Below are 24,093 nucleotides of genomic sequence, written 5' to 3'. Positions count from 1 at the left end.
TACTGGCATCCCTGCGGATTCAGAGTGGACGTATTCCTAGACTGCAGCGACGAGTGGGCGCATGAGTTAGATCCAGGCGGGGACGGCCCGATAGAACAACGTTCCCGCGTCGTAGGTTTGGCAGGTTCTGAAAATTGCGGTTCATTCATGTGTCCGATGAACACACCACCAACTACTTCTGACGTCGCCTCATGATCACAAACGCGGTAATTCCCAGAATTAGTAGCAGAACCGCGGAGAAGACCACAACGAGTGCAGGGTCGAGTCCCACTCCTCCGTAGCTGGGAGCGAAAGGTGCCATTTGCAGCCCCGTTCTGCGGTAAGTGTCCGCGATGGAATCTAGCAGGTTGCAATGACCATACGCTGGGCCGGCAGTGTCAGGAACCCCGGCAGTGACCGTTGATCAAAGGGGTCAGGGCTTGGCCCTTAGATCCACGTAGCGGGACCAGGCGTCGCCTGCTGCGTCGGCGTGGAGGAAGGCTACTTGGTGGCTATAGCCAAGGGCGTCGGCGACCAGTGGCGGTGGTGAGGCCAGGAGGTGTTCGTCGAGGGCCGTGTTTCGTGCGCCCTGAAGATCGATGCCCAAGCTTCGGAGCCTATCCATGATGCCGTTTGGGTGAAGTGGTTGTCCGGCCCGGGTCCCCGGGAAGAGCCAAGGGCTTTGTGCGTCTGATCCTGTTCTGAGATTCGGACGGCCTTTAAGGTGCTCTCTAAGCAAGTCGGCGAAGGGTTCGGGAATGGGCACTGGGTGCGGGCCGAAGCTGATCCGCATGTTCCCGGTGCTTTCATTGGTTTCGATAGCGTCGGTCCGGAGTTTGGCGACCCGAACGAGCGGCTGGGCGTAGAGAAGCAGCAGGATGCCGGCGACTCGGTAGGTCAGGGACTCGCTGGTGCCTGTAAGCAGTTCCCGGAGCCAGGCCACGCGCTGGTCCTGGGTGATCGCGGGGCGGGTCTTGGCTGTGTAGTGGCCCATGTCCACGCGGTGGTTTGTGCCGGTGTTCTTGATGAAGACGATGAAGGTGCGGATGGCTTTTCTGGTCGTGGGACCGGTTGCGAGCCAGGTTTCGATGTCTTGTTGGGTGCAGTTCGCCGCTGTCCGCTGGTGGGTTTCCCAGAGCCAGTCCAGAAACTTGATGGTTTCGGTGATCTCTTGCTTGGCGGAGTGGACCGGGGCTTGGGCGCTCTTCTCCGGTGTTGTGATGGACCGGATGCGCCGGAGGTGATGCCAGGTGGCGAACTGTGCGACGGGTTTGGCGACCTCCTCGGGCAAGTGGCGGAGCTTGTCGTCAATCCAGGTTTCGAACCGGGCCAGATACGGGTCTTGGTAGGGGAGGAGTCCGTGATGAATGAACAGGGCGCGCAGGTGATTGGCTTCGCGGTTCGCTGACTTAGCCGCGGCATCGAGTCCTTCATGCGTCAGGGGAGTTTCCCCGCATGACAGAGAGGCCAGGAGTGCTTGGACTTTGGGGGAGCGTTTCCACGTGATGATGCTTTCGGGCCGGTCTGCTTTGCAGAGGACATCGACGATTTTGCCGGCAGTGTCCGGCTCGGCAAGGTGCGTGAGCAGTAGTCCGTTGAGGTCCTCCCGGAGGGCGCATCGGGCGCAGATACCGCGTCGGTAGAACTCACCTTCAACATTGCAGCGGGTGCAGTGGAAGTCGTGGAGGATGCCGGCGCAGGGCGCGCAGCGGGGCCCTCCGCTAGTGTCCGGTGGTCCGGGTAGAAGTCTGTGCTGGCCGCACTCCGGACAGGTCCCGTGGGTGCGGGTGGCGGTGGTGAAGCAGGGGCCGCAGATTCGGCCTTCGGGCCAGGTGGCGCGTGTTCGGCCGGCGGCCCGGCCGCAGCGGGCGCAGGTTGCCGTTCCGGTGGTCCGTGGCCGGCCGCGGCTGGTGCTGCGGGGGCTGAGGCCTTGGGGTTTGTCAGTGATCATTGTCGATGATGCGTGCCCGTCGGGGTCTGACGGTGCGGTTCAGGTCGACGACGTTGGGGGCGCTGGTTCCGGTTTTACGGGCGCGGACGTCGGCGGCTGTAACGGTGATGAGGTCCTCGGGTCCGCAGGAGAAGATGTCGCAGATCGCCGCGATGACCTGCAGTGCGACGCGTTCGGGTTTCTGATTGACGAGCCGGTAAACCTGTGGCCGGGACAAGGTGATCCCGCGCTCGGCCAGCAGGGGGATGAGGTCGGTGGTGTTGTGCAGTCCCCGTGCTGCCATGAGCTCAGAGAGGCGCCATTTGTATTCGACGTCGCGTTTCACCATTGACCTCGCATCTGCACGCCCAGGACCTCATCCATGGTGCGGTCCAGGGCCGCCCTGAGAGTCGTGTTGCGGAAGTCGTCGCTGACGAACTGGTAGATCCCGGTGGTGGAGGCGTGTTCGTGGCCCATCTGATGTTGCACGAATCTAGGATCCCATCCGTCCTCCAGCAGGTGCGTTGCATAGGAGCGCCGGAGCGAATGCAGGTCCAGGCCATCCATTGGCAGGCTCAGCTCGTTGAGGTAGCGCCGGAGCCGGCGCAGCAGGGTGGATTCACAGATTAGGCCGCCGCGTTCGCTGGGGAACAGGTCCAGGGTGTCGAGCGTGCCTCGTCCGTTGGCGAGCCAGTCTTCGAGAACGCCGGCGGTCCAGTCGAAGACCGTCAGGACGCTGCGGGGTTTGTGGGGGGAGCCCTTGCGTGATTTGCCGAACCGGACCTTGCAGACGCCTGCCTTGCCGAACCTTCGAGCTTGGGGGTTGGCCGCAAAGTCGATGGTTTGCAGGTGCCGGAGCTCGTTGAATCTGAGCCCGTATGAGTAGGCGACTTTCAGCATGACGGCGTCCCGGTAGGCTGCCTGCCAGCCTTTCTTGCCTGAGGCGGCGACGAGTTCGACCTGGTCGTCGGCGTGATCGAACAGCATCTGCAGTTCCGTCTTTGTGAACGGCCGCTTGGAGGCGCGTCCTTCGTACTCCTGTGTGTGGGAGGCGGTGTTCCAGTCAAAGAAGACCTGGGACGGGTGTGTGCCGAAGCGCTGTTCGCAGACCTGGTCCCAGCCGTAGTCGGGGTTCGACACGTATGACGTGAACCGGCGGAGCGTGGACTGGTAACCGCGGACAGTGGAGTGCTTCAGCTGGTGGATCGAGCGGAGGTCGCCGAAATACTCCTCGACATGCTCCGGTGCCCAGTTCCACGGGAACTCGTTCACGTGGTTAACGAACCTGCGGACACTCGCGATTCCCTTGTCGATCGTGTCGAATTGGAGGTTCCTGGAGAGCTGCTGGTTGCGCCACCCGGTCAGCATGTCCTCAAGCATCTGTTCCTCGGGATGCAGCAGCTGAACAGCACTCAGCTGCAGCACACGCCCGGACGCGTCGACCGCCATTCTCACCCCACAGATCCGTCAAAGTTTGTGCTCAAATCCTGAATCAATGATTCATTAAATGCATCATCAGCACAAAACCGCAGGTCAGATGCTTGTCTCGGCCGCTTTAAGGTTGGGCGTTGCAACCGTCAGGAGCGCCTGGCTAGCTGTACATCAAGTCCGACTGGCTGCAAATTCCGCGCAATCTCAACGGAGTTAGAGAACTCCTTGCCGATCCGGGGGATCGGGACGATTGATTCATCTGATGCAATACGCAGACTGCTAGTTGGCTGCAAATTCCGCGCAATCTCAACGGAGTTAGAGAACTCCTTGCCGATCCGGGGGATCGGGACGATTGATTCATCTGATGCAATACGCAGACTGCTACTTGACATAATGTAGATTATCGGCTCTTTGGAGCGGCCTAGGGTTGGGGTCGCATCCAGCCGCCCCGGTGACCAGGAAACGCCTCTGCAAAAGCGCTGGTCAAAGCCGCAAACCCATTGTCTTTGTTCTGGCGCCCGTCAAGAATGAACCAATGACGGTCTATGTGCGCTCACTTGAAACTGCAGTTCCGGGGACAAAGCTCGTCCAGTCCGAAGCCCGTGATGTGTTTGCGGCCCAGCCGGGACTGACCCGTTTGGGTTCACGGCTGGTCAATACCTGTTTTGACGGTGCAGCAATCGAGACAAGGTTCACCGCCGTGCAGGAACTCACCAACACGTCCCGCTCGGAAAACCCGCAGTTCTACGACCAGGAAACCGGGCTGCTACTGAACCCCAGCACCAAAGTGCGCAACGATATCTTTGCCAGCGAGGCCACCAAGCTGTTCGTGGAGGCCGCCCGCGCTGCCCTGCGGGCAGCCCCGGAACTCGATTTACTTGACATAACTCACCTCGTGACGGTCTCCTGCACCGGTTTCTTCAATCCTGGCCCCGACTACAAGCTGGTCCGCGAACTCGGCCTCAACCCCGCAGTCCAGCGCTACCACCTGGGCTTCATGGGCTGCTACGCGGCCTTTCCAGCGCTGCGTGCGGCGAAACTCTTTTGCGAGGCTGACCCCAACGCCGTCGTCCTGGTTGTCTGCGCCGAGCTGTGCTCCCTCCATGTACGCACCTCCAACGACCCGGACACCATCATGGGCTCGGCGCTGTTCGCCGACGGTGCCGCCGCCGCCGTCGTGACTGCGCGCCAAGGTGCGGAAGAAAACGCGCTGATGAAACTGGACCACTTCGAGACGGTCCTGACGCCTGTCGGTGAGGATTCCATGGCATGGAACATCGGCGACAACGGCTTCGAGATGATTCTCGGAAACTACGTTCCCCACATTATCGATGACCACATTGTCGGCGCCCTGGAGCCCCTTCTCGAAACGGAACCGGAACTGGCGGCGCTCCCCTACACGGCAATCCCCCACTGGGCCATCCATCCCGGCGGCCGCAGCATCCTGGACAAGGTGCAGTCGAGGCTTGGCCTCAGCGACGTCCAGCTGGTCCCCGCACGGGAGATCCTCCGCAACTACGGCAACATGAGCAGCGCCACGGTCCTTTTCGTCCTCAAGCACATCCTGGAGCAACCCTTGCAGGAGGGACCTGCCGGGGACGAACGCATCTGTTCCATGGCCTTTGGCCCGGGCCTGACGGTGGAAACCGGCCTGTTCACCAAGCTCCGGCAGGCAACAGGCGGCCAGGAGGACAAGGCGGCCGAGGGTGACCTGACGGTGTTCCAAAGCCGGACTGCCGCCGAAGCGCCCGTAGCCTGAGGCAGGCTCCGCCGAATGGGATTCCTGCTGCGCCAACGCGCCACGACGGACATCGAGCAGATGGACCGCCCTGACTGCGATGCCCGCCTCCTGGACAACACGTACCGGCAGTTTGGTGTCATCAACCGTGTGCTGTCCGGCTGGCGGAAACTGTACGCTAAGGAGCTTCGACCCATGATCACGCCCGTCCAACGCCCGTTGACGGTGCTGGACGTCGGATGCGGCGGTGGTGACCTGGCCGTAATGCTGGCCCGCTGGGCGGCGCGGGACGGGAAGGCGCTGCACATCACGGGCATTGATCCCGATCCCCGCGCAGACCTTTTCGCCGGGCAGCGCCCCTCCACGGCCGGCGTCGAGTTCCGCAAGGCGCACAGTGGTGACCTGGTCAGCGAAGGTGCCCGGTTCGACGTCGTCATCTCCAACCATGTGCTGCACCATCTGAGAGCGGAGGAGCTCCGGAAACTCCTGGCGGACTCGGAAAACCTGGCAACCAGGAAGGTACTGCACAACGACCTGGTCCGCAGCCCGGCCGCATTTGCCCTCTTCAGCGTGGCCGCCCTGCCGTTCCGGCAGTCCTTCATCCGGGAGGACGGCCTCACCTCCATCCGGCGCAGCTACAGGCCCGCCGAGTTGGCGGCCGCCGCTCCCCCGGGCTGGTCCGTAGAGCGTTCGTCGGCCTTCCATCAGGTCCTCACCTACCGTCGGGGCTGACGTGGACGCCGATGTCCTGATCGCCGGGGGCGGGCCCGTGGGCCTGTACCTGGCTGCCGCGCTCCTGCAGGAAGGCGTAAAAGTAAAGGTTCTTGAACAGCGGAGGTCACGGAACCGGCATACCCGCGCCATCGGCATCCATCCTCCGGCGCTGGAGGCACTGGCCGGGATCCAGGTTGCGTCCGGCCTGGTCCAGGAAGGCGTCCGCATCAGGACGGGCATGGCGGTCAGCAGCGGGAGAACAGTGGGAACCATGGCGTTCGACGCCGTATCGGACCACTATCCCTTCGTCCTGGCGCTGCCACAGTTCAGGACCGAGGAACTCCTGGAGGACCGTGTCCGCGCCCTGGATCCCGGGGCGCTGATCAGGGGTGCCAGCGTCACCGGAGCCATGGACGACGGCGACAAGGTCACCATCACGGTCCGGTCCAGCCCGGGTGCCACGATCCCAAGCAGCCACGGCAGCAGCGCCACCGCCGCCTTGCTGGTGGCGGCAGACGGAGCCCGGTCACTGCTTCGCGGCGCGCTGGGCGTCCCAGTGGACCGCAAGGCGTACCCCGACCACTACCTCATGGGGGATTTCGACGACGGCAGCGGCTACGGTGACAAGGCCGTCCTGTTCCTCGAACCGGAAGGGATCGTCGAGTCCTTTCCACTGCCCGGCCGGGTGCGCCGGTGGGTGGTGCGGCTGGAGCGGCCGGCCCAACCTGAAGCAGGACCCCGGGAGCTGGCGGAACTGGTGCACGGCCGGACCGGCTTCCTGCCTGATTCGGCTACCAACTCCATGCTGAGCGCATTCAGCGTCCGGGCGGTGACGGCCCGGCGGATGGTGACCGGGCGGACTGTGCTGCTGGGGGATGCGGCCCATGAGATCAGCCCCATTGGGGGGCAGGGCATGAACCTGGGCTGGCTGGACGCTGCGGAGCTGGTCCCTGTGATGTGTGCCGCGCTGGCGGGCGAATCCACGGGAACGAGGGTCCGGGAGTTCGAGAAGAGCCGGCGCCGGGCTGCGGCCGCATCCCGCCGGCAGGCCGAAATCAACATGATGCTGGGCAGGCCGCTGCCCCGGCCGCTCCTTCGGGTCCGCACTGCCGCGATCGGCGCGGCCGCTGCCGTCCCCAGGGTGAACCAGTGGGCGGCCAGGCGCTTCACCATGCAACAGATGGCTCACTAACCTGACGTCCGGCCCCACAGTTGCAGGGCTACCGGTAATAGCAGTCGTAACTGTCCTGGCTCACGATGGCACCGTCACGCACCTCGAACACCGAGGACGTCCTGGCCTGGAGGGTGTCGCCACGGTCCCAGTACCGCAGATCCATCAGCACCGTCGCCGACCAGTCTGCTTCCACCACCACCCGGCCTCCCTCACAGGTGGTCCGCCGGATGATGAACTGCTGGTCCTTCACCACCTCGCGGCTTTGGTCTGCACCGGCAAGCACTCCCGCCAGCGTCCGGGTGGAACCTTCGGGAGCCAGGAGGTGCGGAGCCTCCGTCAACACGAACGATTCCGACAGGAACGGCCGGATATCCTCCGCTCCGCCGCCCGCCTCAAGGACCCGGATGAATTCCAGGACGTGGTCCAGCGGGGAAACCGGCGGGAAAGAGTCATCAGCCATGCAGTCGACCCTAGCTCAAGGGTCCTGAACCTGTCCGCCAGTAGGCTGTCCCCATGACCCAGACTGTTCCCCCAACAACCGCCGGCACCGGCGAAATCCGTCAGATTGTTGAGCGCATCCTGTCCGCCGGGTCCCTCCCGCCCATTGTCCAGGCCGGGCACCCCGCGCTCCGCCGGCGTGCCGCCGCGTTCGACGGCCAGCTCTCCGCCAACGAATTGGAACGACTGATCGGGGTCATGCGGCAGGTCATGCATGAGGCCCCTGGGGTGGGCCTGGCCGCCCCGCAACTGGGCATCCCCCTGCAGCTCGCCGTGCTGGAAGACCAGTTCGACGTCGATCCGGACGCCGCGGTGCTGCGGAACCGGAGCCCGCTGGAGTTCCTCGCCATCCTCAACCCCAGGTACACGCCGCTGGGTTCCGGACTTGCCTCGTTTTATGAGGGCTGCCTGTCCGTCAACGGGCTCCAGGCGGTGGTGGCGCGGCCGGACGCCGTGCTGCTGGAGTACCTGACGCCCGACGGCGCGGCGGAGCGGCGGGAGTTCTCGGGGTGGCAGGCACGGATCGTCCAGCACGAGACGGACCACCTCAACGGGATCCTGTACCTGGACCGCGCCCAGCTCCGGTCCCTGAGCAGCAATGCCGAATATGCAGCGCACTGGGCTGAAGCCGGCATCAGCAAGGCGCAGGAAGGGCTGGGTTTCGACGACGGACCGGCCGGCGTATCGCTCGGCTGACCTTCGCTGTTCCCCGGAGGCAGTGACAGCGGACAGGGAAGGGAAGCCCGGCCGCCCTAAAATGGTTCCCATGCCTTCCGCGGAACTCCCCCTCCTTTGCCCTGTCTGCTCACATCCGCTGGAACACCTCGCGGCAACGGCTGCCCGCCAGTCCCGCCTGCTTTGCCCAAACGGCCACAGTTTCGACGCCGCCCGGCAGGGCTATTTCAATCTCCTGGTGGGCAGGGGCAGCCCCTTCGAGCCGGACAGTGCCGCGATGGTGGCGTCACGCTTCAACTTCCTGGGGAACGGCACCTACCTTCCGCTGGCGCAGGCGGTGGCCGACGCCGTCGTGCCCAACCTGCCGCAGGAAGGTGCAGTGGTGCTGGACTCGGGGACCGGGACCGGACACTATCTGCGGCGGATCCTCGACGCCGCAGCGGCCAGTGGGCGGGAGGTGTCCCCAATCGGCCTGGACATCTCCAAGTTCGCCCTTCGCCGGGCTGCACGGCTCAATCCTGAAGCCCTGAACCTGGTCTGGGACATCTGGCAGCCGTTCCCGTTGGCGGAGAACTCGGTGGACGCCGTCACGGTGGTCTTCGCACCGCGGAATCCTGCCGAGTTTGCCCGGGTCCTTCGTCCCCAGGGCGTGCTGGTGGTGGTGACACCACGGCCTGGACACCTTGGGGACATTGCCCGCCTTACGGGGATGCTGGGTATCGAGGAGGGCAAGGACGAGCGCCTGGCCGGCGCGATGGTGGAACATTTCGAACTGGACGCCACCTTCGACGTCGACATCCCGCTGGAGCTGACCCGTACCGCCGCCGCAGACCTGGCCTTCATGGGACCGGCCGGACACCACCTGGACCTGGGACAGATTGCCGCCCGGCTCGAAGATTCCCGGGAGCCGGTAACAGCCGAGGCAAGGTTCCGGCTCTTCGTGTTCAGGCCCAGGCGCAATGCGGCCCCGTAACGACTTGGCCACTATCCCCCGGAGCCGGCGTGAACAGGCCCGCGGGGCAGGTCCGCGGACTACGATGAAAGGACAGTTGCTGGCGGGCCCGCGGATGCGGCTCCCCCGTGGCGAAGGGGGAAACAAGGATGTTCGAGTGGCTTGGCGAAAACTGGTGGGCATTGTGGCTCACGGCTTTCCTGGCGTTTGCAGTGGTCGAGATGATCACCCTTGACTTGTTTTTCATCATGCTCGGCGGCGGATCGCTCGCCGCACTGGTCGCTGACTTCGCCGGCGCAGAACCCTGGCTGCAGGTGGTGATCTTCTGCGTCGTGTCCCTGCTCATGGTGGCCTTTGTCCGGCCCGTGGCTCTTGCCCACCTGAAGAAGGGACCGGCCGAGCAACGAACCAACGTGGACCGGCTCATCGGTGAGCCGGCCGTGGTGATGGAGGCCGTGACCTCCGACGGGGGCCTGGTGAAAATCGGTGGCGATATTTGGAGCGCCCGCTCCGCGGCCGGGATCCTTCCCGCGGGCCAGAAGGTGGTGGTGGCAGCCATCGATGGCGCAACAGCAGTGGTTTCGGTACCGCCGCCGGCGGTCACCGGTCCAGATACAGCCTGACAATTGGGGAACAAGGAGTTGTATGGAAAACGCAGGCGGAACCGCACTGGCCATCGTGCTGGTGGTTCTGATCGTCTTTGTCATCATAGTTTTGGTCCGGTCCGTCCGGATTATTCCGCAGGCCCGCGCCGGCGTCGTTGAACGGCTCGGCAAGTACCAGCGGACGCTCAACCCCGGACTGACGATCCTCATCCCGTTCGTGGACCGGCTGCTGCCGCTCCTGGACCTGCGTGAACAGGTGGTGTCCTTTCCGCCGCAGCCGGTCATCACCGAGGACAACCTGGTGGTCTCCATCGACACGGTGGTCTACTTCCAGGTCACGGACCCGCGGGCAGCCACCTACGAAATCGCCAACTACATCCAGGCCGTGGAGCAGCTCACCACCACTACCCTCCGCAACGTGGTGGGTGGACTGAACCTGGAGGAAGCCCTCACCTCCCGCGACCAGATCAACGGACAGCTCCGCGGGGTCCTCGATGAGGCGACGGGCCGTTGGGGCATCCGCGTCTCCCGGGTGGAACTGAAGGCCATCGATCCCCCGCACTCCATCCAGGATTCCATGGAGAAGCAGATGCGCGCCGAACGTGACCGCCGCGCAGCCATCCTCACCGCCGAAGGAACCAAGCAGTCAGCCATCCTCACCGCCGAGGGCCAGCGGCAGGCCGCCATCCTGAAGGCAGAGGGCGAGGCCAAGGCAGCCATCCTACGTGCGGATGGTGAGTCGCAGGCAATCCAGAAGGTCTTCGACGCGATCCACAAGGGCAACCCGGACCAGAAACTCCTGGCCTACCAGTACCTGCAGACCCTGCCCAAGTTGGCCGAGGGTTCGGCCAACAAACTGTGGATCATCCCAAGTGAAGTTGGCGAAGCCCTGAAGGGTATCGGAAACGCCCTCGGCGGCGCGGGAGCGGAATCCCCCGCTGCAGGTGGGCTTTTCGATGATGTGCAAGGTGAGCGCAGCCAGCCCTAGGTAAGCAAAGAATGCCGGGAGGGTTCCGTGGGTCGCCATGGAACCCTCCCTGTTTTGGTGCAGGCGGGATATCGCGCGTATAATTGGGTATTTGTCCGGCAGGAGACTACCAGCTGGAACAACCAAGCTTCGCAATGCGTTGAATCTTATGAAGCAGCACAGGGCATACAGAAGTCCGGCGGTGCAACGTTGCCACCGGCCAACGTGGAGATTTCATCCGCGAACCGACCAGAGGGAGAAAACATGAGCGATCGCAGCCTGCGGGGCATGCGCCTTGGTGCGCAGAGCATGGAGACCGAGTCCGGCGTTGAGCCGGCTCCGCGCCAGCGGGTCGAGTACCGTTGCGCAGATGGCGAGCAGGTCTTCGTCACGTTCTCCTCCGAGGCGGAAATTCCTCCGGTGTGGGTCTCCAAGACCGGCAAGGAAGCGCTCCTGGTTGACGGTGAAAAGCCGGACACCAGCAATGACAAGGCAGTCCGCACCCACTGGGACATGCTGCTGGAACGCCGGTCGCTTCCTGAACTCGAACAGATCCTTGAGGACCGCCTGACCATCCTGCGCGAACGCCGTGGAGAGCGCCGCTCCGCATAAGGCCAGCCCAAAGAAGGGGGCGGCCCCGCACTGTTGTGCGGGGCCGCCCCCTTTTCTGTGTCCGCTTAAGACCGTTTGACCCGGCAGGGGCGGATTACGCCTGCTTGTTCTTCAGCTTCCCGGTCAGGGTGTTCCAGCGGGCTGCCAGTCCCCACCGGGTGACGTTGACCATTGCCTCGATCACGATGTTGCCGCTCATCTTTGAGGCGCCGAGTTCGCGCTCCACGAACGTGATGGGGCGTTCTTCGATGCGGAGCCCGAGTTTGGCCACGCGCCACGCCAGGTCCACCTGGAAGCCGTAGCCCACCGAGTCGACCTGGTCCAGGTTGAGCTTTTCCAGGGTGGTCCTGCGGAATGCCCGGTAGCCGCCGGTGACGTCTTTGATCCGCAGCCCGAGCATCAGCCGGGCGTAGGTGCTGCCGACCCTTGAAATGGCCTGGCGGTACAGCGGCCAGTTAACCACGCTGCCGCCGGGAACCCAGCGCGAGCCCATGGCCAGGTCTGCGCCCTGATCCACGGCTTCGAGCAGTTGGGGAAGCTGTTCGGGCTGGTGTGAGCCGTCGGCGTCCATCTCCACCAGGACGTCGTAGCCGGCGTCCAGGCCCCACTTGAACCCGGCGATGTAGGCGGCGCCCAGGCCTTCCTTGCCCTTGCGGTGCAGGACGTGGACCTGGGAGTCCTCGGCGGCGAATCCGTCGGCAAGTTGGCCGGTGCCGTCGGGGCTGTTGTCATCAACCACCAGCACGTCCGACGCCGGAACGGCCTTCCGAAGGCGCTGGAGCGTCTTGGGCAGTGATTCCAGTTCGTTGTAGGTGGGAATGATCGTAAGGACGCGCACAAAGGGCCTTTCCTGGTGGAGGTGGTCGGAGCACCTGATGCCGGGCCGTGCCGGCGGCGGGCGCAACTACCCATTATAGGGCGGAGGGTTGCTGCGTCAGGAACGCAGGGCCGGGCTGGCGAAGAGTTCGGCGCCGTCTTTCACGGTTTGCAGGCATACCGGATCGGAACCCGTGTCCAGGGCCGGCAGCAGCGGGGTCCTGGCCCGCGGATCGGTGCTCCATGACTGCACCCTGCCATCAGCCACCTGGACCATCAATTCCTCCACCTCCCACACGGCGAAACTGGCCGGCGCCCCGGGAACAAGCTGTCCGGCCATGGGGTTGGTGTGGCGTGCGGCCCTCCAACCGGCACGGGTGTGGCCCAGGAAGGCTGCCCGAGCGGAAATGCGTTGCTCCGGGTTGTGGTGTTCCACGCAGGCGCGCACGCTGGACCAGGGACGGAGCGGCGTGACAGGGCTGTCGCTGCCGAAACAGACAGGAACACCCGCCGAGTAGAAAGCGGCGAAGGGGTTCATTGACCGGCTCCGCTCCCCCAACCTCCGCTCGTACAGGGCGCCGGCTCCGCCCCACGCTGAATCGAAGGACGGTTGGGCGCTGACGGTCACGGAGTAGTGCGCCAGCTTGGCCACAGCCGCGGCGTCAGCCATCTCCACATGCTCGAAGCGGTGGCCCGCGGCCCGCACCCGCTGCTCTCCCACTTCCTTGGCTGCCAGGTCCAGTGCCTCCAGCGCAGCGTCCAGCCCGGCATCCCCAATCACATGGAATCCGCCCTGGATCCCTGCCAAGGAACAGGCGGCAAGATGGGCTGCGGCCTGGTCGGCGCTGAGGTACAGGCTGCCGCATTCCTGGCCGGCATCGCTGTAGCCGGCGCGCAGCGCGGCTGTCCTGGAGCCGATCGATCCGTCGATGTTCAAGTCCCCTGCGAGCCCCCGAATGCCGGCGCCGAGCTGCTCAACGAGGGAACGGGCCTCCACCTCGGACGAGACCAGTTCGCCCCAGTACGGCAGCACCTCGGGAAAGCGCTGCACGCCCGGGCCCACCTCATTCCAGCGTGCGGCAAGCCGCACATCATCGGCGCCACCGATGTGCGGGGCCCCCATCTCGGCAACGGCGACATAGCCGTTGGCCGCAGCCTCCGCCAGGGCACGGGTCTGGTGCCGCTTCAACGCGTCCTGCGGCATCTGCCGGGTTGCCAGCCGGGCGGCGTCGTGGGCTGCCCGCATGACCCGGGCGCCGCCGTCGTACCCGTCCCTGCCGCGAAGCTCCGCGGACTGTACCAGCGACGTCGACACCAGCGCCGAGTGAACGTCCACCCTGGAAAGGTAGACCGGACGGCCTCCGGACGCCCGCTCCAGTTCCTCCGCGCTGGGCAGGGCAGGATCCGCCCACGTGGACTCGTCCCAGCCGTGGCCGAGCACGGGCCCTTCCCCGCCAGCGGACGCCACGGCATCCAGCAGCGCGCGGGCCGAGGTGGCCGTCCCCAGTTGCAGCGAGTCCAGCGCAATTCCGGTTTCGGTCAGGTGGATGTGGGAGTCCACGAAGCCCGGTGCAACCAGGGCGCCGCGGAGGTCGATGATCTCCATGGAACTGTCCGCGATGGAGGATGCGGCCTGCTCTGAGCCAACCCACGCAACGGTGTCACCGTCCACCAGCATGGCGGTTGCGAAGGGATTCGCCGCCGTGTAAACCGAACCATTTCGGTACAGCACCGGCGCGGGACGGGGGGCGGCATTAGGGACGGGCGTGGCATCGGGGCGGGGCATGGCGGGGCAGTCTCCTGGGTGGGGGGGCACGCCGGCAGGAGCCGGCAGGGACAACGGGGCTAGAGGACGGAGGAATACGCCACGACGCCGCGGCGGATGAGGTTGATCGCCTCGGCGCACAGCCGTGCCAGCCGGGGGTCGAGGCCGGGGATTTTGGCAAGCTGGTCCAGAAGGTCCACCACCTGCTTCACCCAGCGGACAAAGTCGCCGGCCGCAAGATCAGTGCCGCTGAGGACATCCTGCAGGTGGCGCCCGCGGGCCCATTTATACAACGGCCACACAAGTCCCAGTTCAGGTTCGCCGGTCAACGGAAGCTTGTTCTCCTCCTCCACGTCCTCAAGGAAGGACCACTCCTTGACCACAATGTCCACGGAGGTCTCCAGCGAGACGCTGGGCATGCGCGGCCGCAGGCCCCGGTCTTCGCGTTTGGCCTGGTAGACCAGCACGCTGGCCAGCGCAGCAACCTCGGCGGCGTCGAGATCATTGAACGCGCCAAGCCGCAGCGACTGAGAGATCAAGAGGTCCTTCTCGCCATAGATCCTGCGGAGCCGCTGGCCGTCCGCACTGATGTTAAGCCTGCCGTCTCCCGCATCTTCCAGGTAGCCGTAAGCGGACAGTACATCGCAGACCCGGTCGAAGGTCTTGGCGATCGTGTTGGTCCTGCCCTGGATCTGGCGGACCAGGCCGTCCGTTTCGCGCCGGAGTTTCCACCAGCGCTCCGACCAGCGCGCGTGGTCTTCCCGTTCGCTGCACCCATGGCAGGGGTGGGCCTTCAGGGCCCGGCGCAGTTCCGCGATGCGCTTTTCCTGGTTGGGCAGGGCGGCGCCGCGGCCGAAGTCGTGGTTTCGGTTCTGGCCCGGGGCGGGCGGGCGGTTTTCCCGCAGTGCGTTCCGGACGGAGGAGGCGAGGTCCCTGCGGGATTTGGGCACCTTGGCGTTGAAGGATTTGGGGATCCGGATCCTGGTAACGGGCGCGATGGGACCTTCGAGATCGTCGGCGCCGATCCTTCGCAATTGGTTGTCCAGCGTCAGCACGGCCGGCCGCGGCTCGCGGCTGGTGTGGTCCGAGCTAAGGACGACGGCGGGCCCCGGGGCGCGGCCGCCGGGGACGTCGACCACATCGCCGGGCAGGAGGCGGGCCAGGGAGTCGTCGCAAAGGGATTTGCGGACGCGGGACTTGGTGCGGGAAGTGGCGTTCTCGGCGTCGGACAGTTCCCTGCGCAGCCGGGCATACTCCGTGAAGTCACCAAGGTGGCAGGTCATGGATTTTGCGTAGCCGGCAAGGGACTCCTCGCGGCTCCGCACCTGACGGGCCAGGCCCACCACTGACCGGTCCGCCCGGAACTGGGCAAAGGATGACTCCAGGATCTCCCGCGCCCTGGCCCGGCCGAACTGCGCCAGCAGGTTGATGCTCATGTTGTAGGTGGGGCGGAAACTGGAGTTCAACGGGTAGGTGCGCCGGGATGCCAGCCCGGCAACGGCCGTCGGGTCGGTCCCAGGCTGCCACAGCACCACGGCATGGCCTTCAATGTCGATGCCACGCCGTCCGGCACGGCCGGTCAGCTGGGTATATTCACCGGCGGTGATGTCAACATGGGCTTCGCCATTGAACTTGTCCAGCTTTTCCAGCACCACCGAGCGGGCTGGCATGTTGACGCCGAGAGCGAGGGTTTCCGTGGCGAAGACAGCCTTGACGAGGCCATCGGCGAACAGTTTCTCAACCACCTCCTTGAAGGTGGGCAGCATTCCGGCATGGTGGGCGGCGAAACCGCGAAGCAGCCCGTCCCGCCAGGTCCAGAAGCCCAGGACGTCAAGGTCATCCGGCGGGATGTCCTGCCCCGCCTCGTCAACGCGCTGGGCAATGATCCGCTGCTCTTTCTCGGTGGTGAGCCAGAGTCCGGATGCAACGCACTGGGCTACCGCTGCCTCACAGCCGGCGCGGGAAAAGATGAAGGTGATGGCAGGGAGCAGATCCATCCGGTCCAGGCTGGCGATCACCTGGGGCCGGCTGGCGGGGCGCACCCCCGTCGGCTCTCCACCACGGGCCGGACGGTCGTTTCCGCGCCGGCCGCGCTGGCCCCTTCCCGCGGGTCCGGGCCTGCTGCGGAAGCTCTGCCGGCTCTCGCTCTGGGCCACCGTCAGCAGGTCGGGGTTCACCTCGAAACCGCGCCCATTGCCGGGGGCGCGGGACTTGCCGGACGAGGACGGCTGCTGCTCGTCTTCCTCAACGGGCGGGGCGATCTCGTCGAAAGTGGTTTCCCCGGCGAACAGGTCCATGATCCGCCGGCCCACCATGACGTGCTGCCACAACGGAACCGGGCGGTGCTCGGAAACGATGATGTCGGTGTCACCGCGGACGGTGTCCAGCCAGGCGCCGAATTCCTCGGCATTGGAAACGGTGGCACTCAATGAGGCAACCTGGACCTCGCTGGGCAGGTGGATGATGACTTCCTCCCACACGGCCCCGCGGAACCGGTCGGCGAGGTAGTGGACCTCGTCCATGACCACGTAGCCAAGGTCGCCGAGCGTGGCCGAATCCGCGTAGAGCATGTTCCGGAGGACCTCGGTGGTCATGACCACCACCTGGGCATCTCCGTTGATGCTGGTGTCCCCGGTCAGGAGCCCCACATTGTCAACGCCGTATTTTTCGGCGAGTTCACTGAACTTCTGGTTGCTGAGCGCCTTGATGGGCGTGGTGTAGAAGGCCTTCAGGCCCCGCTGCAGCGCGAGGTAGATGGCGAACTCCCCCACGATGGTCTTCCCGGCGCCGGTGGGGGCAGCCACCAGGACACCCCTGCCCTCCTGCAGGGAACGGCATGCCTGCCGTTGAAAGTCATCAAGCTCGAAGTCCAGGGTTCGGATGAACGCCCCAAGGTAGGTGGCGGCCTCGGCCCGGCGTTCAGCGCTGGCACGGTATCTCTCGGCCGGCGACATTTCTTCAGGATCGATGGGGCCGGCGGAGAAGGGTCCGGTGGTGGAGGACATACCCCAAGCCTAACGGCAGGTTAGAGCTTCTTAAGTTCGCTGCTTGGGGTTGCGACATCAGCGGTGGCCTCGGTTTCCTCAACCTGCCGCGCTTGGCGGCGTTCGCGGCGTTTGTCGTTCATGATGCAGATGCCGATGGCGGCGAAGAACAGTGCCAGCAGCGGTCCGGCCAGCATGAACATCGAAATCGCGTCCGCGCCCGGCGCGGCGATGGCGGCAAGGACGAAGACCAGGAAGACGGTGATGCGCCAGGCCTTAAGGATGGTGTGGCCGGAGACGATGCCGGCCATGTTGACGCCCACCAGCACCACGGGAACCAGGAAGGCCAGGCCCAGCATGAGCACCATCCGGGTGACGAACTCAATGTAGGTCCGGGCGTCGATGACGCTGGAGGAGCCCTCCGGGGTGAACTGGGTCAGCGCGTGGACCACCTGCGGCACCACAAGCCAGCCCACCCAGATTCCCGCCAGGAACAGCGGAATGGCGGCTGCCATGTAGCCCAGGGTGTAGCGCCGTTCCTTGGACGTCAGCCCAGGGGTTACGAAGGCCCAGAGCTGGTAGATCCAGATGGGGCTGGAAATGACCGCCCCAATCAGGAGCGACATCTGGAGCTTGAAGTCGAAGGGTGAAGCGATGGTCCCGAAGTTGATGGCCGCGAGGCCGCCGGTCTCGTTGGAGATGCGGTTGACCGGTTCAGCCAGGGCCTTCAGCAGCGGATCGTAAAGTATCCAGCCCCCAATGCCCCCAATGACGACGCCGATGGCCGACTTGATCAGCCGGTTCTTCAGCTCGTTGAGGTGCTCCCAAAGAGACATCCGCCCTTCGGGGTTGGCTTTACGGGCCCGCGACAGTGCCACGGGAGGTCAGGCGCGGGTCGACGGCGGAACGTCAGTGCCGTCTGTCGGCTCACCGGGCTTCGCCTTGGGGTGGTTCACGATGGTGCCTTCCACCGGACCATTTGCCTCGGTGGAGTCGGCTTTGCCGTCGTTCTTCATTTCCTTGACCTCGGACTTGATGATCCGCATTGACTGTCCCAGGCTGCGGGCCATGGCCGGAAGCTTGGGGGCGGCGAAGAGAAGCAAAGCAACAACGATGATGATTACGATAGGCCAGGGGCCATCAAAGAGTCTTCCCACGGGAAATCCTTTCCTCTAAGTACATCCTACTTCTATGTGAAGTCGAGATCTCCGAGCGCCTGCGGCTGGCCCCGGTCCTTTTTACGCTGCACTCGCCGGCGGCGGCGTTCCTCGCGCCGGGCCCATTTGGATGCCTCGTAATCATGTCGCATGACAGCGGGTGAGGCAAAAACGGCAGAGCCCGGCAGGGCCCGGGACGGATCCACGGGTTCGTCCGGCAGCTCAATGGGGGTCAGGTGTCCCAGCTTTTCGCCGGCGGCCCCCAGATCCTTTACCGTGGCCATGAACTGCCGGAAAAGTCGGATGCCCAGCAGGACATAGAACAGCAGGGCTACTGCGACCAGCGCCACCCATATGAGAATCCAGGACCACCAAGGCATGCTGAGAAGTCTATCGGTCGTAGCTGGCCAGCGAGGCCGCGAGCCAGTCGCGCGCGGCGGAAGCGAGATCGGCCGGGGCCAAAATCCGGGCTGAACCGCCATGCTGGGCCACGAACATCGGCAGCCACGCCGTGTTGCCGAACCGGATCTCGGCCACCAGGCCGCCGTCGGGCAACTCCGCGGTGCGCTCCGCGTAGTAGTCCTCCGCCAGCCCCCTCCCCTGCCGGGTGAGCTGGACCGTGACGGTGGTGTCGTCGTCGTTCGCGGTGAACAGCTTGGCCGGGACCCCGCCCTCCGGAGGGCCGTGCGGCGCGGCGGGTGCACCGTTCGGCTGCACGTCCTGTGTCCGGTCCAGGCGGAAGTTCCGCAACCCGTCCACCAGGTGGCACCATGCTTCGAAGTACCAGGTGTTGTCCAGGGAATACAGCCGCAGCGGGTCAACGTCGCGCTCGGTCACGGCGTCGCGCTGGGGTGACAGGTAGGTCAGGTGGAGCTGGGAGCCGGATTCGATGGCGCGGCGTACCGTGGCGTGGGTTCGGGAGTCCGCCGGCGCAACCTGCGGCCCCGCGATGGAGGCCGCCTGGAGTCCTTCCTCGCCTGCGGCAGCCAGGAGCTTCAACGTGACAGACTCCAGGGCACCGCCACCGGGAAGGTCCGGCAGGCCGTTGAGGGTTTCAAGACCCGTCAGAAGCGCGCATGCCTCGGCCACGGTAAACCGGACCGGCTTCTTCAGGTCAAGGTCCTGGGTAATGAAGACGTGGTCGTTTTCCCACTGGATATCGAGCAGGTCGTCAGGATAACCCTCCGGCAGCCCCGAGCAGATGAGGATCCGCAGGTCCGCCTCGAGCTCCTCCCGGGAGATATCGAAGTGCTCTGCGACGTCCTGGATGTGCAGGCCCTGGTTATGGACCAGGAACGGCACCAGCTGCAGCATGCGCTTGAGCTGGTCCTCAGAGGTCCCCTTGCGGGCTGTCCGGGAGCGGGTATCGGCAAAGGCGTAGGCGGGAACCGGTGCGTCGCTGAACGAGGACGCGGCCTGCAGTCTGCGCCGCACGGCTGCGGCCAGGCCGGCTGGTTCCTGTACCAGTGCATCGGGTCCGTAGGAAGCCAGTTCTTCAGCAAGCACCTCCGGGTCGCGGTACTCCACGAAGAGCCGGTCGTAGCCCTCGGCGGGGTGTCCCGGTACCTGTTCCGGGGCGCCCTGGACGGCACGGCGGCGCAAGGCCAGCAGGTGCCCCTCCCTGACATCCACGACGGCGGTGCGCAGCGGCAGTTCAGGCAGGCGGTCAAGCTCAGCGCGGATATTGAAGTCCACGGGGGGCGAGTACTGCTCCCTTGCCAGGGTGGTCACGGCGCTGGTGAAGCGCGACAGCCGGAAGTGCCGGGGCGCCTTCCGTGCCCGGTCATAGCCCATGAGGTACCACTGGCCGAAACGGCTGCCCAGGCCCCACGGCTCCACCGCGCGTTCTTCCTCTTTGCCCGTGGTGCCGGCAAGATACGTGAACGTGACGGGATGCCGGGCGTGCATGGCGGCCAAGATGTCATCGAAGGCCTGCCCGGCGGGTTTGATCCGTGGCTGGACCCCGGCCGGCAGTTCAACCTCGGCCATCCTGCCTGAAGCCTGGAGCTTGCGGAGGGCGCTTTGTGCGGCGGTTCCCAACGCCGCACGCTCCCACAGCTGGGAGGCCAGCAGGAGGACGGTCCATTCCTCCGGCCCCAGTTGGACGTCCGGGAGCCGGTTGGACTCTTTGCCGATCCGGTACCTGGTGGTGGCGGGATCGTCCTCACTCCAGCCCAGGTCCGTCAGTGTCTCGACCTCGAAACCCATTGCCCGCAGGTCATTTTTGTCCCGCTCGAACATCCGTCCGAATGCGACGTCGTTCGCGGAGGTGTCGTGGTAAACCTTTTCGCGCAGTTCGCTGCGGTGCAGCCCGTAGCGGGTGTTAAGCAAGGCAATCAGCAGGTTGAGGAGTCGTTCAGTACGGGATAGGGACACGTCCGTTACGTTACTAAACTCCGCCGGGGAAAGCAGAAAGCGCGGCAGTACGGGAGGAATATCCTCCCGTACTGCCGCGCTCCCCGGTTCAATCAGCGGACGGCCACGAGGTCCACGACGAAGATCAGTGCTTCGTTGGGGGCAATCGCGCCACCTGCACCGCGCGAGCCGTAAGCCAGCTCGGAGGGGATCTCAAGGCGGCGGCGGCCGCCGACCTTCATGCCCAGCAGGCCCTGGTCCCAGCCCTGGATGACCTGCCCGACGCCGACGCGGAAGTCCAGTGGTGCGCCGCGGCCCCAGGAGGCGTCGAATTCCTCGCCGGTGGACCAGGCAACCCCGACGTAGTGGGTGGAGACGGTGTCCCCTGCCTGGGCCTCCCGGCCGTCACCCTCGATGAGGTCGGTGATGACGAGTTCCGTGGGGACCTCGCCTTCCGGGAAATCAATCTCGGGCTTCTGGCGGTCAAATTCCCGCTGTCCAAAAGACATGCTTGCTCCTATGCGTGGGTGTGATGGGTGCCGCGAGGGACGCGGCGTCCTTGTAAGTCTTGCTACTTGACCCCGAGGATGTCCACTACGAAGACCAGGTCGCCCTTGGCCTGGCCCTGGCCGGCGTCGCCGTAGGCCAGGTCCTTGGGGATGACCAGCAGGACACGGGAGCCGACAGTCTTGCCGGCGAGGCCCTGCGTCCAGCCCTTGATGACGCCGGTCAGCGGGAAGGTGGCGGGCTGGCCGCGGTCGAAGCTGGAATCGAACTTGGTACCGTCGGCGAGGGTGACGCCCACGTAGTTCACGGTCAGGGTGTCGGACTCCTTGACGGTGGCGCCCGTGCCCTTGATCAGGTCCTGCGACACGAGTGCTGTGGGGGCCGGGGCGCCCGCAACGTTGATTTCCGGTTTGCCGTCTTTTTCCGTGACCGTCGGCAGGCCCGCGGGCGGCGTTACCGTTTCACCCTGGGGCTTGTCCAGCACCGGGGCGGGGTCGGCAGCGGAAAGAACCTTGATGATCAGCAGCTGGCTGGGCGCTGCTGCGGCGCTCGGGCTGGGGCTGGCGCCGTCAGACGGGCTGGGGTTCGTTGATGCTGCACTCTGCTGGCCGGGAACGGCCAGCGCCAGGTTGGAACCGACCTTTGCGCCCACGAAAGCGTTGTAGATGACTGCGCTGCTGGTCTTGAGCTCATCATTCAGCTCAAGGCTCTCAGGCTCGTTGGCGAACGTATCCTCAAGCTGGGAACCGTCCGTGCCGTTCAGCGCCAGGATGGAGATCTTGGCGATCTGGTTCGCCTTTACGGCGTCACCGCTGCCTTCGGATACCACTTTGATGGTTGGCTCGGTCACGGTCAGGGGCTTGTCGAAGTCCACGCCAGGGGCCTTCTTGTCCCCGTTGTCGGTCAGTTTGAGGGAGTCGAACTTTGCAGTCTCCCCGGCGGACTGGCTGCTGGGCTCCGGCTGGGAGGCGTTGCCTCCGCAGGCAGTGAGGAGCAGCAGGCCGGGAAGGAGGATTGCTAGTAGTCGGCGCACGTAGGAAAACTTTCGTCGGGGCAGGGTGGATACGACATTCCGCATGCCAGCGGAGCATGTCATGGTGAGGTCCCATTAAAAGGACCTTATCCAGAATAGACCCTGAAGCTGGACGTCAGCCCATAGAGTCCAGGAGCGCATCAACACGCTCATCGACGCTGCGGAAGGGATCCTTGCACAGAATCGTCTGGTGGGCGCGGTCATTCAGTTTCAGGTGCACCCAGTCCACCGTGTAATCCCGGCCCAGTTCCTGCGCGCGGCGGACAAAGTCGCCGCGCAGCTTGGCGCGTGTGGTCTGCGGCGGTGCGTCCACGGCTCCCTTGATGACGGTATCGTCGACAATCCGGCGCACGGCCCCACGCGACTGCAGCAGGTAGAACAGCCCGCGGCTGCGGGAAATGTCGTGGTACGTCAGATCCAGCTGGGCAATGCGCGGCGCGTCCAGGCCCAGGCCGTGGCGTTCGCGGTAGTTGTCCATCAGCTTCTTCTTGATGGCCCAGTCGATCTCGGTGTCAATTCCCTTGGTGTCACCGGATTCAATCGCGTGCAGAGTCCGCTCCCACAGATCGAGGATCAGCGGTACGTGCGGGTTGTGCGCGCCGTGCTCCTGGACGAAGGCCGTGACCTTGCTCAGGTACTCCTGCTGGATTTCAAGGGCGGTGAGCTGGCGTCCGTTGGCAAGGCGGACCAGTGCCCGCCCACTGAGGTCGTGGGAGATTTCGCGGATACTGCGGATGGGGTTCTCCATCCTCATGTCGCGCATGATCACGCCCGCTTCGATCATCCGCAGGACCAGGTCCACGGTGCCGACCTTCATCAGGGCAGTGGCCTCTGACATGTTCGAGTCGCCCACAATGACGTGCAGGCGGCGGTAGAATTCCGCGTCCGCGTGCGGCTCGTCCCTGGTGTTGATGATGGGCCGTGACCGTGTTGTCGCGGAGGACACTCCCTCCCAGATGTGGTCGGCGCGCTGGGAGAAGGCATAAGTGGCACCATGCGGGGTCTTCAGGATCTTTCCGGCGCCGGCGATGAGCTGGCGGGTGACCAGGAACGGAATGAGGATTTCGGCCAGGCGGGAAAATTCCCCACGGCGGGGAATGAGGTAGTTCTCGTGGCTGCCGTAGGAGTTGCCGGCGGAGTCCGTGTTGTTCTTGAAAAGGTACACCGTGCCGTTGAAGCCCTCGGCGGCCAACCGGGCCTGGGCCTCATCCACCAGGTCATCCAGGATCAGCTCACCCGCGCGGTCGTGGGCGATCAGCTGTGCGAGGTCGTCGCATTCGGCGGTGGCGTATTCGGGGTGGGACCCGACATCGAGGTACAGCCGCGAGCCGTTGGTGAGGAACACGTTGGACGAGCGCCCCCAGCTGACCACTTTGCGGAAGAGGTACCGGGCCACCTCTTCCGGGGCAAGTGGCCTCGAATCGGGGCTTGAGTAAGAGATCCCGAACTCGGTCTCGATGCCGAAGATTCTCTTGTCCATGTCGTCCTCCTAGGCCAGCAGTGCTGTGATGTCCGCGTCGTTCAGCCTGCGGAAGGCGCGCCGGGATCCGCGGGAGCTTTCGGAAAGCCGGTCCAGGACTGCCACTTCGAGCGCGCCCGGCGGCAGCGGTGCTGCCGGCTGCTCTCCCTCCTGGGCAGGCGTGAGTCCCTTTAAAGCCAGCCGGACAGCGTCAGCGAAGCCCAGGGAGGCCTGCCAACCCGCATCGATGGCTGAAGACACCTTTTCCGCCTGGCCGCCCATGACCACGAAACTGTGTTCATCGGCGATCGAGCCGTCAAAGGTCAGCCGGTACAGGTGGTCGTCCGCCTGGCTGGGTCCCACTTCGGCTACCGCCAGTTCCACCTCGAACGGTTTTTGCTCGGCGGTGAAGACCGCCCCCAGGCTTTGCGCATAGACGCTTGCCAGGCCGCGGGCGGTGACGTCTTCACGGTCATAGGAGTAGCCGCGGACGTCTGCATAGCGGACCCCGGCCTGGCGGAGGCTTTCGAATTCGTTATATTTGCCAACGGCAGCGAAGGCGATCTTGTCGTAGATTTCGCCGATTTTGTGCAGGGACGGCGAAGGATTCTCTGCGACGAGTGCGATTCCGTCGGCGCAGCTGATGACCACAACCGACCGGCCCCGGGCGATGCCTTTCCGCGCGAAATCCGCACGGTCCTTCATCAGCTGTTCAGGCGAGACATAGAACTGCTGGGTCATG

General features: G+C 64.9%; 23 protein-coding genes. 8 read left to right on the top strand and 15 right to left on the bottom strand.

The genetic code is table 11. The annotated features are described in order from the left end of the window. Positions 1-412: 412 nt before the first annotated feature. The 3 genes from ASG86_RS21000 to ASG86_RS11340 form a co-directional block, all read right to left on the bottom strand. A complete protein-coding gene (locus tag ASG86_RS21000) occupies positions 413-1,270 on the bottom strand; it encodes a recombinase XerD (protein WP_235565164.1) in 858 nt (285 codons plus the stop codon). A 649-nt stretch (positions 1,271-1,919) separates the two neighbouring features. After that, positions 1,920-2,258: a helix-turn-helix domain-containing protein gene (locus ASG86_RS11345; RefSeq protein ID WP_235565163.1), complete on the bottom strand. Its 339-nt coding sequence runs from the start codon at positions 2,256-2,258 to the stop codon at positions 1,920-1,922. Then, positions 2,252-3,358, bottom strand: a complete 1,107-nt coding sequence (locus ASG86_RS11340; protein ID WP_056333961.1) for a tyrosine-type recombinase/integrase — start codon at positions 3,356-3,358, stop codon at positions 2,252-2,254. Before ASG86_RS11340 ends, ASG86_RS11345 begins: the two co-directional genes overlap by 7 nt. A gap of 517 nt (positions 3,359-3,875) precedes the next feature. Between ASG86_RS11340 and ASG86_RS11335 the strand changes: the two genes are divergently transcribed. From ASG86_RS11335 to ASG86_RS11325, 3 genes are read left to right on the top strand one after another with little or no spacing between them, the layout of a single operon-like run. Then, positions 3,876-5,099 carry a type III polyketide synthase gene (locus tag ASG86_RS11335; protein ID WP_056333958.1) on the top strand — a complete coding sequence of 408 codons (1,224 nt, stop codon included), beginning with the start codon at positions 3,876-3,878 and terminating at the stop codon, positions 5,097-5,099. Positions 5,100-5,114: 15 nt separating this feature from the next. Next, positions 5,115-5,810 carry a class I SAM-dependent methyltransferase gene (locus ASG86_RS11330; protein WP_056333955.1) on the top strand — a complete coding sequence of 232 codons (696 nt, stop codon included), beginning with the start codon at positions 5,115-5,117 and terminating at the stop codon, positions 5,808-5,810. Position 5,811: 1 nt separating this feature from the next. Further along, positions 5,812-6,984 (top strand): FAD-dependent oxidoreductase, encoded by a 1,173-nt coding sequence (locus ASG86_RS11325; protein ID WP_056333953.1) that lies wholly within the window; start codon positions 5,812-5,814, stop codon positions 6,982-6,984. 28 nt (positions 6,985-7,012) lie between these two features. On the opposite strand, the gene ASG86_RS11320 is transcribed toward ASG86_RS11325, so the two are convergent. Then, positions 7,013-7,426, bottom strand: coding sequence for a nuclear transport factor 2 family protein (locus ASG86_RS11320; protein ID WP_056333950.1), 414 nt, complete (start codon positions 7,424-7,426; stop codon positions 7,013-7,015). Positions 7,427-7,479: 53 nt separating this feature from the next. Here ASG86_RS11320 and ASG86_RS11315 point away from each other — a divergent pair, with 53 nt between their 5' ends. The 5 genes from ASG86_RS11315 (at position 7,480) to ASG86_RS11295 (ending at position 11,275) form a co-directional block, all read left to right on the top strand. Next, a complete protein-coding gene (locus tag ASG86_RS11315) occupies positions 7,480-8,160 on the top strand; it encodes a peptide deformylase (RefSeq protein WP_056333947.1) in 681 nt (226 codons plus the stop codon). Positions 8,161-8,230: 70 nt separating this feature from the next. Then, a complete protein-coding gene (locus ASG86_RS11310) occupies positions 8,231-9,112 on the top strand; it encodes a putative RNA methyltransferase (RefSeq protein WP_056334040.1) in 882 nt (293 codons plus the stop codon). A gap of 128 nt (positions 9,113-9,240) precedes the next feature. Then, positions 9,241-9,714, top strand: a complete 474-nt coding sequence (locus ASG86_RS11305) for an NfeD family protein (RefSeq protein WP_056333944.1) — start codon at positions 9,241-9,243, stop codon at positions 9,712-9,714. A gap of 22 nt (positions 9,715-9,736) precedes the next feature. Further along, positions 9,737-10,684 (top strand): SPFH domain-containing protein, encoded by a 948-nt coding sequence (locus ASG86_RS11300; RefSeq protein ID WP_056333941.1) that lies wholly within the window; start codon positions 9,737-9,739, stop codon positions 10,682-10,684. 243 nt (positions 10,685-10,927) lie between these two features. Continuing rightward, positions 10,928-11,275 carry an RNA polymerase-binding protein RbpA gene (locus tag ASG86_RS11295; protein ID WP_026266052.1) on the top strand — a complete coding sequence of 116 codons (348 nt, stop codon included), beginning with the start codon at positions 10,928-10,930 and terminating at the stop codon, positions 11,273-11,275. A 94-nt stretch (positions 11,276-11,369) separates the two neighbouring features. On the opposite strand, the gene ASG86_RS11290 is transcribed toward ASG86_RS11295, so the two are convergent. From ASG86_RS11290 to prcA, 11 genes are all read right to left on the bottom strand, one after another. Beyond that, positions 11,370-12,113 (bottom strand): polyprenol monophosphomannose synthase, encoded by a 744-nt coding sequence (locus ASG86_RS11290; protein WP_056333939.1) that lies wholly within the window; start codon positions 12,111-12,113, stop codon positions 11,370-11,372. 96 nt (positions 12,114-12,209) lie between these two features. Continuing rightward, on the bottom strand, positions 12,210-13,877 hold the full coding sequence (locus tag ASG86_RS11285) for an amidohydrolase (protein ID WP_056333936.1): 1,668 nt from the start codon (positions 13,875-13,877) through the stop codon (positions 12,210-12,212). 59 nt (positions 13,878-13,936) lie between these two features. Continuing rightward, positions 13,937-16,861, bottom strand: a complete 2,925-nt coding sequence (locus ASG86_RS11280; RefSeq protein ID WP_056333934.1) for a DEAD/DEAH box helicase — start codon at positions 16,859-16,861, stop codon at positions 13,937-13,939. 20 nt (positions 16,862-16,881) lie between these two features. After that, positions 16,882-17,676 carry a twin-arginine translocase subunit TatC gene (gene tatC, locus ASG86_RS11275; RefSeq protein WP_056333931.1) on the bottom strand — a complete coding sequence of 265 codons (795 nt, stop codon included), beginning with the start codon at positions 17,674-17,676 and terminating at the stop codon, positions 16,882-16,884. A gap of 48 nt (positions 17,677-17,724) precedes the next feature. Further along, positions 17,725-17,997, bottom strand: a complete 273-nt coding sequence (gene tatA / locus ASG86_RS11270; RefSeq protein WP_056333928.1) for a Sec-independent protein translocase subunit TatA — start codon at positions 17,995-17,997, stop codon at positions 17,725-17,727. A gap of 32 nt (positions 17,998-18,029) precedes the next feature. After that, positions 18,030-18,377, bottom strand: a complete 348-nt coding sequence (locus ASG86_RS11265) for a hypothetical protein (RefSeq protein ID WP_056333926.1) — start codon at positions 18,375-18,377, stop codon at positions 18,030-18,032. A 10-nt stretch (positions 18,378-18,387) separates the two neighbouring features. Next, positions 18,388-20,373 carry a helix-turn-helix transcriptional regulator gene (locus ASG86_RS11260; protein ID WP_056333923.1) on the bottom strand — a complete coding sequence of 662 codons (1,986 nt, stop codon included), beginning with the start codon at positions 20,371-20,373 and terminating at the stop codon, positions 18,388-18,390. Between the two features lie 92 nt (positions 20,374-20,465). After that, the gene (locus ASG86_RS11255; protein WP_056333922.1) at positions 20,466-20,861 is read right to left on the bottom strand and encodes an FKBP-type peptidyl-prolyl cis-trans isomerase; all 396 of its coding nucleotides are present in this window, start codon (positions 20,859-20,861) and stop codon (positions 20,466-20,468) included. 62 nt (positions 20,862-20,923) lie between these two features. Continuing rightward, positions 20,924-21,892, bottom strand: coding sequence for an FKBP-type peptidyl-prolyl cis-trans isomerase (locus ASG86_RS11250; protein WP_056334035.1), 969 nt, complete (start codon positions 21,890-21,892; stop codon positions 20,924-20,926). Positions 21,893-22,007: 115 nt separating this feature from the next. After that, entirely contained in the window at positions 22,008-23,372 is a 1,365-nt protein-coding gene (gene pafA, locus ASG86_RS11245; RefSeq protein WP_056333920.1) for a Pup--protein ligase, read from the bottom strand. A gap of 9 nt (positions 23,373-23,381) precedes the next feature. Beyond that, positions 23,382-24,092 (bottom strand): proteasome subunit alpha, encoded by a 711-nt coding sequence (gene prcA, locus ASG86_RS11240; RefSeq protein ID WP_056333918.1) that lies wholly within the window; start codon positions 24,090-24,092, stop codon positions 23,382-23,384. Position 24,093 lies beyond the last annotated feature (1 nt).

The sequence above is a fragment of the Arthrobacter sp. Soil764 genome (genome assembly GCF_001428075.1).
GTDB lineage: Bacteria > Actinomycetota > Actinomycetes > Actinomycetales > Micrococcaceae > Arthrobacter.
The sequence above is the reverse complement of the archived record's forward strand: the minus strand, read 5'-3'. Positions and strand labels throughout refer to the sequence as shown.

Coding starts and splice junctions, on each gene's coding strand:
- ASG86_RS11345 (WP_235565163.1), bottom strand. CDS start 2,258: ATGGTGAAACGCGACGTCGAATACAAATGGCGCCTCTCTGAGCTCATG.
- ASG86_RS11340 (WP_056333961.1), bottom strand. CDS start 3,358: ATGGCGGTCGACGCGTCCGGGCGTGTGCTGCAGCTGAGTGCTGTTCAG.
- ASG86_RS11335 (WP_056333958.1), top strand. CDS start 3,876: ATGACGGTCTATGTGCGCTCACTTGAAACTGCAGTTCCGGGGACAAAG.
- ASG86_RS11330 (WP_056333955.1), top strand. CDS start 5,115: ATGGGATTCCTGCTGCGCCAACGCGCCACGACGGACATCGAGCAGATG.
- ASG86_RS11320 (WP_056333950.1), bottom strand. CDS start 7,426: ATGGCTGATGACTCTTTCCCGCCGGTTTCCCCGCTGGACCACGTCCTG.
- ASG86_RS11315 (WP_056333947.1), top strand. CDS start 7,480: ATGACCCAGACTGTTCCCCCAACAACCGCCGGCACCGGCGAAATCCGT.
- ASG86_RS11310 (WP_056334040.1), top strand. CDS start 8,231: ATGCCTTCCGCGGAACTCCCCCTCCTTTGCCCTGTCTGCTCACATCCG.
- ASG86_RS11305 (WP_056333944.1), top strand. CDS start 9,241: ATGTTCGAGTGGCTTGGCGAAAACTGGTGGGCATTGTGGCTCACGGCT.
- ASG86_RS11300 (WP_056333941.1), top strand. CDS start 9,737: ATGGAAAACGCAGGCGGAACCGCACTGGCCATCGTGCTGGTGGTTCTG.
- ASG86_RS11295 (WP_026266052.1), top strand. CDS start 10,928: ATGAGCGATCGCAGCCTGCGGGGCATGCGCCTTGGTGCGCAGAGCATG.
- ASG86_RS11285 (WP_056333936.1), bottom strand. CDS start 13,877: ATGCCCCGCCCCGATGCCACGCCCGTCCCTAATGCCGCCCCCCGTCCC.
- ASG86_RS11280 (WP_056333934.1), bottom strand. CDS start 16,861: ATGTCCTCCACCACCGGACCCTTCTCCGCCGGCCCCATCGATCCTGAA.
- tatC (WP_056333931.1), bottom strand. CDS start 17,676: ATGTCTCTTTGGGAGCACCTCAACGAGCTGAAGAACCGGCTGATCAAG.
- ASG86_RS11265 (WP_056333926.1), bottom strand. CDS start 18,377: ATGCCTTGGTGGTCCTGGATTCTCATATGGGTGGCGCTGGTCGCAGTA.
- ASG86_RS11255 (WP_056333922.1), bottom strand. CDS start 20,861: ATGTCTTTTGGACAGCGGGAATTTGACCGCCAGAAGCCCGAGATTGAT.
- pafA (WP_056333920.1), bottom strand. CDS start 23,372: ATGGACAAGAGAATCTTCGGCATCGAGACCGAGTTCGGGATCTCTTAC.
- prcA (WP_056333918.1), bottom strand. CDS start 24,092: ATGACCCAGCAGTTCTATGTCTCGCCTGAACAGCTGATGAAGGACCGT.